The organism is Pectobacterium colocasium, from assembly GCF_020181655.1.
GTDB classification, from domain to species: Bacteria; Pseudomonadota; Gammaproteobacteria; order Enterobacterales; family Enterobacteriaceae; genus Pectobacterium; species Pectobacterium colocasium.
The window spans coordinates 4,178,518-4,192,841 of sequence record NZ_CP084032.1; the positions used below are offsets into that span (position 1 = coordinate 4,178,518).

The 14,324-nt window shown below is 52.5% G+C and carries 11 protein-coding genes; 1 reads left to right on the forward strand and 10 read right to left on the reverse strand.

Features of this window, described 5'->3' with window-relative positions; translation table 11 throughout:
- Positions 1–32 precede the first annotated feature (32 nt).
- The 7 genes from hfq to LCF41_RS18880 form a co-directional block, all read right to left on the reverse strand.
- Entirely contained in the window at positions 33–332 is a 300-nt protein-coding gene (gene hfq / locus LCF41_RS18850; protein WP_015841848.1) for an RNA chaperone Hfq, read from the reverse strand.
- Between the two features lie 128 nt (positions 333–460).
- Complete coding sequence (gene miaA, locus LCF41_RS18855; protein ID WP_225085873.1) at positions 461–1,402, reverse strand: tRNA (adenosine(37)-N6)-dimethylallyltransferase MiaA; 942 nt, start codon at positions 1,400–1,402, stop codon at positions 461–463.
- Entirely contained in the window at positions 1,395–3,404 is a 2,010-nt protein-coding gene (mutL, locus tag LCF41_RS18860) for a DNA mismatch repair endonuclease MutL (protein ID WP_225085874.1), read from the reverse strand. The genes miaA and mutL overlap by 8 nt, the downstream gene beginning before the upstream one ends.
- Before the next feature lie 51 nt (positions 3,405–3,455).
- Positions 3,456–5,129 carry an N-acetylmuramoyl-L-alanine amidase AmiB gene (gene amiB, locus LCF41_RS18865; protein ID WP_225085875.1) on the reverse strand — a complete coding sequence of 558 codons (1,674 nt, stop codon included), beginning with the start codon at positions 5,127–5,129 and terminating at the stop codon, positions 3,456–3,458.
- Positions 5,126–5,608, reverse strand: coding sequence for a tRNA (adenosine(37)-N6)-threonylcarbamoyltransferase complex ATPase subunit type 1 TsaE (tsaE, locus tag LCF41_RS18870; RefSeq protein WP_225085876.1), 483 nt, complete (start codon positions 5,606–5,608; stop codon positions 5,126–5,128). Before tsaE ends, amiB begins: the two co-directional genes overlap by 4 nt.
- Before the next feature lie 64 nt (positions 5,609–5,672).
- Positions 5,673–7,205, reverse strand: a complete 1,533-nt coding sequence (gene nnr / locus LCF41_RS18875; RefSeq protein ID WP_225085877.1) for a bifunctional ADP-dependent NAD(P)H-hydrate dehydratase/NAD(P)H-hydrate epimerase — start codon at positions 7,203–7,205, stop codon at positions 5,673–5,675.
- A gap of 92 nt (positions 7,206–7,297) precedes the next feature.
- The gene (locus tag LCF41_RS18880; RefSeq protein WP_225085878.1) at positions 7,298–8,182 is read right to left on the reverse strand and encodes a hypothetical protein; all 885 of its coding nucleotides are present in this window, start codon (positions 8,180–8,182) and stop codon (positions 7,298–7,300) included.
- A 169-nt stretch (positions 8,183–8,351) separates the two neighbouring features.
- Here LCF41_RS18880 and queG point away from each other — a divergent pair, with 169 nt between their 5' ends.
- Positions 8,352–9,491 carry a tRNA epoxyqueuosine(34) reductase QueG gene (queG, locus tag LCF41_RS18885; RefSeq protein ID WP_225085879.1) on the forward strand — a complete coding sequence of 380 codons (1,140 nt, stop codon included), beginning with the start codon at positions 8,352–8,354 and terminating at the stop codon, positions 9,489–9,491.
- A 649-nt stretch (positions 9,492–10,140) separates the two neighbouring features.
- On the opposite strand, the gene ahpF is transcribed toward queG, so the two are convergent.
- From ahpF to LCF41_RS18900, 3 genes are all read right to left on the reverse strand, one after another.
- Positions 10,141–11,703, reverse strand: coding sequence for an alkyl hydroperoxide reductase subunit F (gene ahpF / locus LCF41_RS18890; RefSeq protein WP_225085880.1), 1,563 nt, complete (start codon positions 11,701–11,703; stop codon positions 10,141–10,143).
- Between the two features lie 159 nt (positions 11,704–11,862).
- Positions 11,863–12,426 (reverse strand): alkyl hydroperoxide reductase subunit C, encoded by a 564-nt coding sequence (gene ahpC / locus LCF41_RS18895; protein ID WP_010287114.1) that lies wholly within the window; start codon positions 12,424–12,426, stop codon positions 11,863–11,865.
- A 94-nt stretch (positions 12,427–12,520) separates the two neighbouring features.
- Entirely contained in the window at positions 12,521–14,185 is a 1,665-nt protein-coding gene (locus LCF41_RS18900; RefSeq protein ID WP_225085881.1) for a DUF4153 domain-containing protein, read from the reverse strand.
- Between the last annotated feature and the right edge of the window lie 139 nt (positions 14,186–14,324).

The window sequence follows — 14,324 nt, forward strand, 5'->3', positions numbered from 1 at the left end:
TCTCCCGCGCCGTGGTGAATTGACAATACGCCTTATTCGGCGTCATCAGCTTCCTGCGACTGCTGCGAAGCCGCCGTGTTGTTACCGTGATAATTGCTGCCGCCGCCTGGATTGTTGCTATGGTGAGATACAGGACGAGAGGGAACAACTGTAGAGATGGCGTGCTTATAAACCATCTGACTTACCGTGTTTTTCAACAAAATCACGAACTGATCGAAAGATTCGATCTGACCTTGCAGCTTAATACCGTTCACCAAATAAATCGAAACCGGAACACGTTCACGACGCAAAGCGTTCAAGAACGGATCTTGCAAAGATTGCCCCTTAGCCATTCTATATTTTCCTTATTTGTATGTTGTTTGTAACAAAGAACCCTACGGTTCTAAAATAACGGTGTAAAAAACTTGCACGCTGAGACTCACCGATTGTACACAATCACTCAACCTATGCACTAACAAACCTATGCCTTAATGACCTGTATAACGTTGTGCAGTGCTTCAGTCGGTTTTTCGCTATCCAGCCAGCAGACATCATCCCAACCGCGTAGCCAGGTCATTTGCCGCTTCGCTAACTGACGCGTCGCACAAATGCCCCGATAAACCATTTCATCGTAATCAATTTCACCGGATAAATATGACCACATCTGGCGATAACCAACGCAACGAATAGAGGGCATATCCGTATGAAGGTCGCGCCGGGCAAACAATGTCCGGGCTTCTGTCTCAAACCCCGCCGCCAACATCTGGTGAAAGCGCTGTTCAATTCGCTGATGCAACAATTCACGCGTCGCCGGGGCGATAGCAAACTGATGAACCTGATAGGGCAGCGCGTCGCCAGACGTTTTTGTCAGTTCAGTTAAAGTGTTACCTGAAACGAAAAAAACTTCCAGTGCTCGCGAGAGTCTCTGCGGATCATTTGGATGAATCCGAATTGCTGCTACCGGATCGATCTCACTGAGCTGCCGATGCATCGCTTCCCAGCCGATTTCTTTTGCCTGCTCTTCAATGCGCTGGCGCACTGCGGCATCGGCTGGCGGCAGAGGAGAAAGCCCCTCCAGCAGCGCCTTGAAATACAACATCGTCCCCCCGACTAAAAGGGGAATGCGTCCGGCGGCGGTAATCTCCGCCATCTCACGTAGCGCATCGCGGCGAAAATCGGCCGCAGAATAAGATTCCGCCGGGTCGAGAATGTCGATTAACCGATGCGGCGCCAGTGCCAGCTCTTCCGCACTCGGTTTCGCTGTCCCGATATCCATACCTTTATAGATGAGGGCGGAATCGACGCTAATCAACTCTACTGGCAAATATTCTCGTAACGCCATTGCCAGTGCCGTTTTTCCTGACGCCGTTGGCCCCATGATAAAAATGGCGGGCGGCAACGGCGCGTTTTCTACATCATTCATGCTTTAAAGCCTTGATGGCATCATCGATGTCCACCATATATAAAAGTTCAGACGGCGGCGCTTTCGCCAACTGCGGACAAAGCCGCTCGACATCCGCCAGTAATTGTATGGCCTGAGAATGGCTCCAGCTTTCCTGCTCACTCTGCAATCGCGTTGCCATCCACGATGCCAGGGCGCCAGGTTCCACCTGCTGTGTCTCAACCGTCTGATAGTCGGCCAGATAGCCTATCAGTTCAGAGATCAAGTTTTGTAAATTTTGTTGGCGCAATGGTAAAGGTACGGCACGCAATGTGGCACGCTGTGACTCAACGAGTACATCAATACCAAAACGAGTCAGCAAAGCGTGATGCGCAGACAACACGCTCAGCTCAGATTTACTCAACGTCAGGCGCTGCGGAATCAGTAACGGCTGCGCCCGCAGTCCCTCTTCCGACGGCGTCAGTTGCACCGCTTTCAGATAGCGCTCGGCAACGGCAAGCGACAGCATCGCCAACCCCTTATGGTACTCCAACAGCGCGTAGCACGGCGGATAAACCGTCAATACTCGCCCAAAACCACTCGATTGACTTTCCAGCGGCGGCTCAATCGAAGTACGTGCCCTGGGATTGCTCGCTGCCGTCTCTAACGTAGCGCGATGTGGAGGGAAAACGGGTAATGCCGTCGACGGCACTGCCGCATCTGGCGACGCAGCGTGATTCGAGGCGACAGAAACACGCTCGCCAGACGGCGGTGGTACACTTGCTGCATTATCCGCAGGTTGCAGCAGCGCCTTATACAGATCGCCCTGCTTTTTCTGGTACGGATTTTCCGGTTGATAGCCGGAATAGGCAGCTTCTCTCGCCGAACCGGAATGACCCGCGCGCGGCGTTTTCCCGCCATACGATGGAGCGTTATCGGTACGTGACGGCTGAGCAAAGTGATTTTCGCCAGCGGCGGGACGATTTTCCTGCTGCCATTGCACGGGTTTCCCGGTTTCCGGCTCCGTCATACCAAGCCCCGGTGCGGAAGCCTGTTGCAGAACGGACATCACCGCCTGATAGATAAAGTCATGCACCAGTCGAGCCTGATGGAACCGAACTTCATGCTTGGCGGGGTGAACGTTGACATCAACCTGATGTGGGTCGATCTCCAGATACAAAACATAAGCGGGCTGCTGATCGTCGCTAAGCTGATCCTGATAGGCCTGTCGGATGGCGTGATTGATGAGCCGATCGCGCATCATGCGCTGGTTCACGTAGCAATACTGCATATCAGGCAGTTGTTTCGCGCCAACCGGATCGGCCACCCAGCCATGAATGGTGAGATCGCCGTGTTGCCATGACACCGCCAGCGCATGTTGCAAGAAAGTCGCACCGCAAATGCTGCCTAACCGACGTTCATGCTGGCTTTTATCCGCTGCCGCACGGTACTGCCGCATCAGCTTACCGTTATGATGCAGCGTAATGGCGACATCAAAACGCGCCAGCGCAATGCGTCGCACCACCTCATCAATATGGGTGAATTCAGTTTTTTCGGTGCGCATAAATTTACGGCGGGCGGGCGTGTTATAAAACAGATCCAGCACTTCCAGCGTAGTGCCGACAGGATGGGCGGCAGGTTTGACCGTCACGGCCATATCACGCCCTTCGGCGTAGGCCCGCCAGGCTTCGGATTGCTCGGCAGTGCGTGACGTCAGAGTTAAGCGGGAGACAGAACTGATACTCGCCAACGCTTCGCCGCGAAACCCCATGCTGACGATCGCTTCCAGATCGTCGAGCGTCGCAATTTTACTGGTCGCATGGCGTGCCAGCGCCAGCGTCAATTCATCCTTTCCAATGCCCGAGCCGTTGTCACGAATACGGATCAGCTTCGCACCACCGCGCTCGATGTCGATATCAATCCGGGTCGCCCCTGCATCCAGACTGTTTTCCACCAGTTCCTTCACGACCGAAGCCGGACGTTCAACCACTTCTCCGGCAGCAATCTGGTTAGCCAACTGCGGTGGCAACACCTGAATCGGCATGGCGCATCCCTCTTAATAACGTCAATCTATCGACATTGTCAGCATGAAGTCTCAGGCAGACGGAATAATCAGCGTTTGTCCCAGTTGTACTGTGCCGGAGCGCATATTATTCGCCTGTTGGATATCCTTCATACTAACACCGTAACGGGCAGCAATCGCACTCAGGCTATCACCCTTTACGACCTTATGCTTTACCGGCGCGGCCTTTTTGGGCGCTGGCGTTGATGCCGTCTGTTTCGACCCTGTGGCCGGAATATTCAGGCGCTGTCCAACCCAGACAATGTCCTTGTTTAGCTTATTCACATCACGCATGGCCGCGAGGCTGACACCATAACGCCGGGCAATGGAAGAAAGTGTTTCACCACGTGCAACGGTATGACGCGTGCTACCCGCTGTCACCTTTGCCGCGCTGACGTTATCACTCGGCGTTGCGGTATCACTTGCCGCCGACTGTAGTGGGCGGCTTTCCTGCTTTGGGAGAGATTGCATCGGATGCGTCTGGAAGTATCCCCTCAATCCCTGATAAATCGCATTAGCGAGTTTTTCCTGATAGTCGTTACTGCCCAACAGACGCTCTTCTTCCACGTTACTGATAAATCCGGTTTCAACCAGTAGGGAAGGAATATCCGGCGAGCGTAACACCCCTAAACTGGCGTGCTCAGGACGCCGTTTATGCAGCCCCCCGACACGCTGGAGTTCACGCAGCACCTTCGTTGCCACGTCATACCCGACGCGTTGGGAGTGACCAAATTGCAGGTCCAGCACTGCCTGACTGAGGTAAGGATCCGCGCTGCTGTTTGCCAGCAGATCGCCTGCGCCGCCCAACAGCTCAGACTGTTTCTCATGCTGCTCCAGCCAGTTTGCCATTTCGCTGTTCGCACGGCGGTTGGACAACACCCAAACAGAGGCACCTTTAGCATTACGGTTTGGTGCCGCATCCGCGTGAATCGACACTAACAGGTTCGCGCCCTGCTTACGCGCCACGTCCGAACGCCCCATGACGGAGATAAAATAGTCGCCGTCACGCGTCAGCACACCTTTAAAGGCCGGATCGCTATTCAGTAAGGCTTGTAGCTTACGGGCGATAGAAATAGTGACATTCTTCTCCCGCAGCCCGTTAGGGCCAATCGCTCCAGGATCCTGCCCGCCGTGACCGGCATCAATCGCCACAACAACACGTTCATTTCCCTGCCGGACTGGCGCGCGGGTAGACGATGACGAACTGCTACTAACGACCACGGTAGGTTTATTGGTAAACGGATTTTTGGCGGGCTCTACCGGTGCGCTATTCTGCTGCCGCGAAGCCGGAGGCGCTGAGGCTGGTACCGTTTTCGCTTTATCGCCAGTGATGGTGAAAACGACAACGTAACCCGAACCTTCTTTTTGCGTCACCGCTCGCGTTTTAGCTGCCTGAGTCAAATCCAGCACCAAACGCAGGCTTTGTGCGTCCTGCGCATTGCTGGTGCGCACACGCTTAATCAGATTTTGCCCGCTGAAGTCCAACGGCAGCCCCTGAATGACGCCAGTCTGACGAATATCGATGACGACTCTGGCAGGATTACTCAGCGGGAAAAAAGCATAAATAGGCTGACCGCTAAAGCTCAGACGCACCGTCGCCTGACCTGAAGCATTGTCCACCTTAATGTCCGACAGATTAGCGGCCCACGCCGACCCCGCCAGCAACAGCCACACGCCGATGAACAGCTTAACCATACGACTCATCATGATTCTGTTGTTCCTGGCTGGAGAGAAAAACGTTGTAACATCGCGTCTCCCGTTGCAGAGACAGCGGACAGTTCAGCCTGTCGGCCCTGATCCTTATAGCGCAAATGCAGTTCGATATCCGCATCGGGCAGCACGCCAGCACCCTGCTGCGGCCATTCAATCAGACAAATAGCATCCTGCGTTAAATAATCACGGATCCCCATAAATTCCAACTCTTCCGGGTCGGCCAGTCGATAGAGATCAAAGTGGTAGACAGCCAGCGGCGATAACGCATAAGGCTCTACCAGCGTATAAGTGGGACTTTTGACATTGCCCTGATGACCGCGTGCCTGTAGGAACCCGCGACTAAACGTCGTTTTTCCTGCCCCGAGGTCGCCATAAAGGTGGATAACACAAGCGCCGTCACAAGCTTGCGCCAGCGCCGTGCCTAACGAGATAGTGGCTGCCTCATCCGGCAGAAGTAAGACTATTTTTTTCATTCTATTGTTCTAACAACATAAGTCCTAAAAACATCGATTTCTAAAAACATCGGCTCTAAAAACATCAGCTCGGATTAACATACCGGAACAGCACAGGCAGTAAATCGGTTGCCAGCATACCCCGGGTGCCGCGTCGCGCCGCCAACCAATCGGCCGCCGCACCGTGTACGACACACCCTGCACAGGCCGCATCATACAGCGAGAGCTTTTGTGCCAGCAAACCGCCGACAATACCTGACAGCACATCACCCATGCCACCTGTCGCCATGCCAGGGTTACCCACATCAGCAATGGCAACCTCGTCTCGCTCGCTGACGATGACCGTTCCCGCACCTTTTAACACGACAACGCCACCATAGCGTTTTACCAATCTTGTCGCTGCAAGTAAGCGATCACTTTCAATATCAGAGACGCGACAATTCAGTAAACGCGCCGCTTCGCCGGGGTGAGGTGTCAGCACGCGATTCTGCCGCTTATGCGGATTGATTGCCAGCAGGTTAAGCGCATCCGCATCCCATAACATGGGTTTGTTACAATTTTCTGCCAGACGCAGCGCATTTTTACCCCATTCATCCTGTCCTAAACCGGGCCCTATCACGACGACATCCGCCCATTCCAGCCCCTGCCGCAGGGTATCTGTCGTCATTTCCTGCACCATCAGCTCAGGTCGGGCCGTCAGAAACGCCGATTGATACTGTTTGTGAGTAAGTACTCGCACTAAGCCTGCGCCGCTGTGTAACGCCGCATCGGCAGCCATCAATACCGCGCCACCCAGACCAGCATTGCCGCCAACCACCAGCAGTCTGCCGTTATCGCCTTTATGCTGTCCGGCCGGTCGAGGAGACAGCCATTCGGCAAGGTGCGCCGCAGTCAGTCGCCGTATCGGTGCTGTTTGGTCATCCAGCCATGTCTGTAAGCCTAACGAATGGTAATGTAATTTCCCAACCTGTTCACGTGCACGGCCCGTCAGTAACCCCGGTTTCAACACGATAAACGCCACCGTATGCGCGGCACAGATCGCAACGCCCGCACAGGCGCCGGTTTCAGCATGTAATCCAGAGGGAATATCCAGTGAAACGATGGGGGCGGGATAGGTATTCGCCTGTGTCATTAATGCAGCATAGGGTGCGCGCGGTGCGGCGGAAAGCCCAGTGCCGAGTAGACCATCAACGATGAGATCGATCCCTTCCGGCCACGGCGTATCGACATCCTGCGCATTAACTTCTTCAACATGACCGCCCTGTTCCAGCCAGCGCTGGCGAGCAAGATGAGCCTCGTCGGGCAGCGGCTTGTCGCTGGCACAGGCAACAACATCCACGTCAATGCCCGCCGCCAGCGCCAAACTGGCGACCACATATCCATCACCGCCGTTATTACCGTGTCCAGCCAGAACCCGCCAGCGGCGGGCCAAGGGATAGCATTGACGAGCGACCTGAAATGCGGCATCTCCCGCACTCTGCATGAGTTCCCACAGTGAAAGCCCTGACTCGCGCGCCGCTCTGGCTTCTTCACGGCGAACCCACTCGGCGTAAAACACCGAATCAGGCAATGTGATTTCTGCCGTATCGAGCCGATAAGGCTCACTGGCGTGATGCATGTTGTTCTCCATCAATGGCATGGAACATGCATTTCAAGTTAGCAAGGTCTGTCCAGGTTAGCCAGAGAGAACGGGCAGACGATCAGGGCATATTAGCGAGCAATGTCAGGCAACGAGGCAAAGAACTGCTCGATTCTCTTTACCGAGTATTGCAACGTTTGTTCATTAAAAGCGCTTTTCAATACCTTAAGCGCGCCCGACATAAAGCCAGAGGGGGTGGACACATCAATATTGGCAAAGGGATTGCTTATTTCTGCGTGCTTCAGCTCGTTAACCTGCCTGGCAGCGTTGCTCTGATACTCACGTCCCCACTCAGGATGTTTAATGGCAGCAGTTTTGGCGAAGCTAATAAACTCTTCTAACCCTTTTACCATGTCACCGGACGCCATCGTTTCCTGATACCTCTCATAACTCTTCGGTTCTTTTTCCTTCATGATTTCTACCCAGTCCACCTTATACTCCGTCGTTCCGGGTATATATGAAGGAGGAGTGTCATAAGAGACATGGCCTGTTTCGTCCGTTGTCCGCGTCTGCGAAATTGCGGCGATTTGTTTCATCGCATCCAGAAAGGATTGTTTCTGGTCGTCATTGATATAGTGTTCAGCCAGATAAGCAGCCTGAGAAAGCCCCAGCGCTAACGAAGCCTGACGTTGCGCTCCGCTTACCGCGGAGCTATTCATGAAATTTTCATCGATGATACGATAAACCGCCTGAGACACCTGTTCAGGCTGTTCGGCTAACGCCTGTGACAAGGCATTATCGATATCAGAGGAGAAAAAACGGCGAGCAGGCTGCGATATAATCTCGTCCTGTAACTGATCCCGGCCTTCCTGACTAATTTGTACCGGTTCAACGTCAAGGGTAGTCGCCGATTTCTCAACGTTAACTAACTGCGCTGCCTGCCGCTGATTAACATCAATGCTGAGATCCAAGCCGTGAATCGTGGTGCGATAAAATGACAATGGTGCCATTTCCATGAGGTGCTCCCAGAGGTATTCATACGTTTTTATTTGCTATGTCTAAAATTATCGACGACCGTCTCAAAGTCTTTATCTGTTCTTTTTATCGACAATACAGTTCTGTTCAACAACGATGTCTAAACGTTATGGTAAAATCGGGGTAATACAGTACATTTTACGGTTCCCCATGTCATACCCCTACGATCTCAATGAATTAGCGCAACACATCAAACAATGGGGACAGGAATTGGGGTTCCAGCAGGTCGGCATCTGCGACACTGATTTGTCCGCAGAAGAGCCCCGACTTCAGGACTGGCTGGATAAGCAATACCACGGGGAAATGGACTGGATGGCACGCCACGGCATGCTGCGGGCGCGTCCGCATGAGCTGCTGCCCGGCACACTGCGCGTCATCAGTGTTCGTATGAATTACTTGCCAGCCAAAGCCGCATTCGCCAGTACCTTAAAAAACCCAGAACTCGGCTACGTTAGCCGCTATGCGCTCGGTCGTGATTACCACAAGCTATTACGCCAACGTCTGAAAAAACTCGGCGACCAGATTCAGGAATACTGCGGTGAACTGAATTTTCGCCCCTTTGTCGATTCCGCGCCCATCATGGAGCGCCCGTTAGCGGCAAAAGCCGGGCTTGGCTGGATTGGTAAACACTCACTAATTCTCAACAGAGAAGCCGGTTCCTGGTTCTTTCTCGGCGAATTGCTGATCGATTTACCCCTGCCCGTCGATCGGCCGCAGGAAGAGCAGTGCGGCCGCTGTGTCGCCTGCATGACTACCTGCCCAACTGGCGCGATTGTCGCGCCTTATACCGTCGATGCCCGCCGCTGTATTTCCTATCTGACTATCGAATTAGAAGGCTCGATTCCTGAAGAATTTCGTCCGCTAATGGGCAATCGCATCTATGGCTGCGATGACTGTCAGCTTATTTGCCCGTGGAATCGGTTTTCGCAACTTACCGACGAGGCGGATTTCAGCCCGCGTGCCGCGCTGCACACGCCCGAGCTACTGGCGCTATTCGGCTGGAATGAAGAGAAATTTCTGCGGATTACGGAAGGGTCGCCGATAAGGCGCATCGGTCATCTCCGCTGGCTACGCAATATTGCCGTCGCGCTGGGGAATGCTCCCTATCAGGATAGTATCGTGCTAGCCCTGCAAGCCCGTCTGGGTGAAAGCGAACTGTTGGATGAACATATCCACTGGGCGATGCGTCAGCAGTTGGAACGTCGCGCGTCACTGGAAATTGACGTCCAGTCTACACAGAAAAAACGACTTATTCGTGCAGTAGAGAAAGGATTACCGCGCGATGCGTGAGTCGCCCAAACCGTTGTCATCAGTTTGTCGCACGCGCTGTGAATAAATAAAAAAAACCGTTGCCAATCAACTGTCACAAAAAGTACAAGCGATCGTTATAACGTTTTATAAGTAAAATTTATGAATAGATATCAATAAGATACTCTACAGTATTTTATCAACAACACAGTGTGATTAATAAATAACCAATAAACAGCCTGTGGATAAGTCTGTTAAGAAGAATATGATTTTTTGTATTAACTGATAAAAAATGATGTGGACTGAGGTAACGATAGCGCTCGAAATACGATGCTGTGTAGACAGCAAAAACGTGCAATAGCACAGAGCGGCCAGCATTATGAATTTCTTATCGTCCCTTGGCAAGGGCTGAGATCTAATTTTTACGATCGAAAGAAAAATTCTACGATCAAAAGCAAAAACGCGGCGACACCTCTTTATGAGGCATCGCCGCGCGGAACGTTAAGATCGTCTTCAAAGAATTGGGACGGTGACAGCAGCATCGTCCTAATGCCGATCGTTTAAGCATCGAGATACACGGGGCTACCACAGGAGTGAGGCCTCCCTACGGGAACCTCCCCCTGTGTTTCCCCTAATAACGGGCTTAAGTGACCTGTATTAGGAATCGCCCTCCCTTTCCCACGAATTGATGTTATGCGCGGGTTCTAATCAGGTAGTCAAAAGCGCTCAAGGATGCTTTTGCACCTTCACCCGTCGCGATGATGATCTGCTTGTACGGCACCGTCGTACAGTCGCCAGCAGCAAAGACACCTTTTATGCTGGTTTCGCACTTGGCATCGATCTCAATTTCCCCGATGCGGTTTCTGGCTACCGTACCTTCCAGCCAGTGGGTGTTAGGCAGCAGGCCAATCTGCACGAAGATCCCTTCCAATGCTAAATCGTGCACCGTATCGGTAAGACGATCTTTGTAGCTCAGGCCCGTCACCTTCTGTCCATCACCTTTCACTTCTGTGGTTTGCGCATTCAGAATGATGTCAACGTTCGGCAGGCTACGCACTTTATCTTGCAATACAGAATCCGCTTTCAGTTCGGGGGCAAACTCAAGCAGCGTGACATGTTTTACCACACCAGCCAGATCGATCGCTGCTTCCACGCCGGAGTTCCCGCCGCCAATCACCGCGACGCTCTTGTCTTTGAACAACGGCCCATCGCAGTGCGGACAGTACGTAACACCGCGCGTACGATACTGATCTTCGCCGGGTACATTCATATTCCGCCAGCGCGCACCGGTCGCAATGATCACGCTACGCGCTTTCAGCGTCGCACCGGATACGGTGATGACCTGATGCGGTTTACCCGGTTCGCCGCCGGGAATTAAGGCTTCTGCGCTCTGCGCGTCGATCACATCGACATCATAGTCATCAACATGGCTCTTCAGTGCGGTCGCCAGTTTGGCACCTTCCGTTTTCGGAACGGAAATGTAGTTTTCAATATCGACGGTATCCAATACCTGACCGCCAAAACGTTCGCCGACCAAGCCAGTACGAATGCCTTTGCGTGCCGAATAGACCGCCGCCGCTGCCCCCGCCGGGCCGCTACCGATAATTAATACATCATAGACGTCGCGCTGGTTCAGTTTCTCAACCTGTTTAGCCCCCGCGCCGGTATCGATTTTAGTCACGATCTCAGCCAGGGTCGTCCGCCCTTGACTGAAGTGTTCACCGTTCAGGAAAACGGTAGGGACGCCCATCACATTACGGCTTTGGATCTCATCCTGAAACACACCGCCGTCAATCGCGGTATGGGTGATATTCGGATTCAACACGGCCATTAAATTCAGTGCTTGCACCACATCCGGACAGTTATGGCAGGACAACGAGTAATAGGTTTCAAAGTGGAACGAACCGTCAAGGTGGCGGATTTGATCGAGTAATTCTTTCGCTTCTTTCGACGGATGGCCGCCCACCTGCAATAACGCCAGGATCAGGGAGGTAAATTCGTGCCCCATTGGCGCACCGGCAAAACGCGGGCCGCTTTGGGAATCTGGATTGGTAATCAGGAATGAAGGCTTACGCACTGCCAGATCATTCTTTTCAACGAAACTTACCCGTTCGGACAGCTCAGCGATCTCAGTCAGCAAGGTTCTGACTTCAGCAGATTTAGCGGAATCATCCAGAGTCGCAATCAACTCAACAGGTTTGGTTAATTTTTCCAGATAGGCTTTCAACTGGACTTTCATCGTATTGTCGAGCATCGGTCGTCCTTAATTAGGCAAGTGGGTACAAAGACCAAGTGGTGCAAAAGCAAAATCGTAGAGGGAGCTGGCCCCAAAAAACCGGGCCAGAAAAATCGGGTGCAACGCACCCGACAAAACAGCCATGTTTTCTATCGCGATGTTTTCCGAGGTGTTAGCTTAGATTTTGCCAACCAGATCCAGAGACGGAGCCAGCGTAGCTTCGCCTTCTTTCCACTTGGCTGGGCAGACTTCGCCTGGGTGAGAAGCCACGTACTGCGCCGCTTTCACCTTACGCAGCAGGTCGGAGGCATCGCGGCCAATACCTTCCGCCGTGATTTCTACCGCCTGGATGATGCCCTGTGGGTCAACGATGAACGTACCGCGATCGGCCAGACCTTCTGCTTCGCGCATGTTTTCAAAGTTACGCGTCAGTTGGCCCGTTGGGTCACCGATCATGGTGTATTTGATTTTGCCAATCGTTTCAGAACTGCTGTGCCACGCTTTGTGCGTGAAGTGGGTGTCGGTGGAAACAGAGTAGATTTCGACGCCACGCTGTTGGAATTCGTCGTAATAGTCAGCGACATCACCCAGTTCGGTCGGGCAGACAAACGTAAAGTCAGCCGGATAGAAGAAGAATACGCTCCATTTTCCTTCAATATTCTTCTCAGTCACTTCGATGAATTGACCGTCTTTGAAAGCCATGTTTTTGAATGGTTTAACTTGGGTATTGATTACTGACATCACTTTATCCTCATGTGTTTTCGTACGTGGCTAAAGTACAGAAACGTGATCGTTATCACCAATCCGTTGTCTTTATCGAATCAATAAGCAATACCTAATTTGATTCCACTTCAAGGGGATCAATCTGCATGTCCTTGCCACCAATTCTGAGCGTTTTGAAGCGTGGCGTAACGGCTTCAATTTTTCCATCCTTCACCAGCTCGATCAGGTGCTTTGTGCCAATCGGGGCATATATTCTGGCCGCAATCTGCCACTGCCCTTTTTCATCACGGACGAGGATCTTCCCACCATTCGACCAGCCCACTTTGGGGAAAATAAGCACTTCGTTATGGCCATCGTCTGTCAAATCAATAGCAAAGAGCAAACAAGCCAATTCTCTGCATCGATTACCCAAATTATCCTTCTGCAACATGCCTTCGACTCCGTCTTCCTGCGGCCCAACCCATTCGACCTGAACAGGACGGATTTGTGCGGGTTTCCCCTTCAGCCGATCGAGCAGCGCCTGACGTCCGACAGGATCCAGTATTCGGTCATGCTGCAATTCTTCAGCCAGCCAATTGAATTGTTGTCTTCCCGCCATCCCTAACTCATCACGCAGCGCCCACAGGTCGAACTTATCGATCGGCGTTTTTCCGCTAAGCAGACGCTGAACCTGATTCCTCGCACTAAACGCTTCCGGGCTTAACAGCGGCGTATGCAGTAATACCATGAACACGCAGGTGGCCGCGGCAAGCAGCGGATTGCTTGTACGCAAATTCCCCAACCAAACGCCAGAGCGGCGAATCACGGCCCACACCATCGCCAGACTGTACAACATCGCAATCGCCACCACGAAGATCGACTGAAAACGGGCAGGCGTCAGGCCATACTGTTCGATGCGCAGCCAGCTGGAATAGCCCGCCAATACCACCAACACTGGCAAGCACAGCGCGCTGGCGCTAACCAACCCGCGTAACACGGCAGGATAAGCGCGCCCCTCGTTATCATCCTGAGAGGCGCAATTAATCAAAAAGAGGCTTACACCCATCAGGCATAACAGAATGACGGTGGAACGACCGGTATCCCATATCGGATCCAGACCGCTAAAAGGCAGCGTCAAAGTAAATACGACCGTAATCAGCGCACTAAACGGCAGCAGGAAGCGACAAGCCGATAGCAGAATTCCACGCAATAGTCCGACGACCGCTTCTTTGGTCATGCCGATATATATGCCGATAGAAAACACCACCGGGAAAAGCAGCATATAAAACCGAGAATGGGCGAATACACGGTTAACCTGTGGAAATCCCAACATTTTGAACAGCATACCGCACAGTACGAGCAGCAATACCACGACCAGAACTAATAGCCAGGCTAATAGCACAGTAAAAATATTGACCCAGGCATGTTTACAGAGTGCCTCATAAGACGGCCATCGCCCTTCACGGGTTGCCCAGCAGCCAATAAACGTACAGCAGATATAAACGAGGAGGATGCTACACACTATCCAGGAATCGGGCAGTTGATCTACTCCGCTGTCATAGAAAGCCCAGCCACCGATCGCCGTCATCAGCGAGGTCAAGATGAAGACCCATAGCCAGGTCTTTTTCACAAAGAGAGTACGTTCCAGCCATTGCAGACTGATGCCGCCAACCGCCGCCATCATGATCAATAGCGTCTGAAGGATGCCTTCTTTCATTTCCAGCGCAGTGACAAATAACAGCCCCTGAAGCAGGCCAACAACCAGATAAAACCGTAACGATGGAGAACTGGCAGGCATAGCAAATCCTTTTGTCGGCGTACCGTCACATATTGGGTGCTGGCGTACAAACGCATTCACTGCTCGAATAGTGTGAAGGTAGCAAGATAAATAAGGTCGCAAGATAAATGATGTGTGAAGTCTACAGACAAACGCCTCG

Bases quoted from the DNA above. Each gene is read 5' to 3' on its own strand.
- hfq (WP_015841848.1), bottom strand. From the start codon at position 332: ATGGCTAAGGGGCAATCTTTGCAAGATCCGTTCTTGAACGCTTTGCGT.
- miaA (WP_225085873.1), bottom strand. From the start codon at position 1,402: ATGAATGATGTAGAAAACGCGCCGTTGCCGCCCGCCATTTTTATCATG.
- mutL (WP_225085874.1), bottom strand. From the start codon at position 3,404: ATGCCGATTCAGGTGTTGCCACCGCAGTTGGCTAACCAGATTGCTGCC.
- amiB (WP_225085875.1), bottom strand. From the start codon at position 5,129: ATGATGAGTCGTATGGTTAAGCTGTTCATCGGCGTGTGGCTGTTGCTG.
- tsaE (WP_225085876.1), bottom strand. From the start codon at position 5,608: ATGAAAAAAATAGTCTTACTTCTGCCGGATGAGGCAGCCACTATCTCG.
- nnr (WP_225085877.1), bottom strand. From the start codon at position 7,205: ATGCATCACGCCAGTGAGCCTTATCGGCTCGATACGGCAGAAATCACA.
- LCF41_RS18880 (WP_225085878.1), bottom strand. From the start codon at position 8,182: ATGGAAATGGCACCATTGTCATTTTATCGCACCACGATTCACGGCTTG.
- queG (WP_225085879.1), top strand. From the start codon at position 8,352: ATGTCATACCCCTACGATCTCAATGAATTAGCGCAACACATCAAACAA.
- ahpF (WP_225085880.1), bottom strand. From the start codon at position 11,703: ATGCTCGACAATACGATGAAAGTCCAGTTGAAAGCCTATCTGGAAAAA.
- ahpC (WP_010287114.1), bottom strand. From the start codon at position 12,426: ATGTCAGTAATCAATACCCAAGTTAAACCATTCAAAAACATGGCTTTC.
- LCF41_RS18900 (WP_225085881.1), bottom strand. From the start codon at position 14,185: ATGCCTGCCAGTTCTCCATCGTTACGGTTTTATCTGGTTGTTGGCCTG.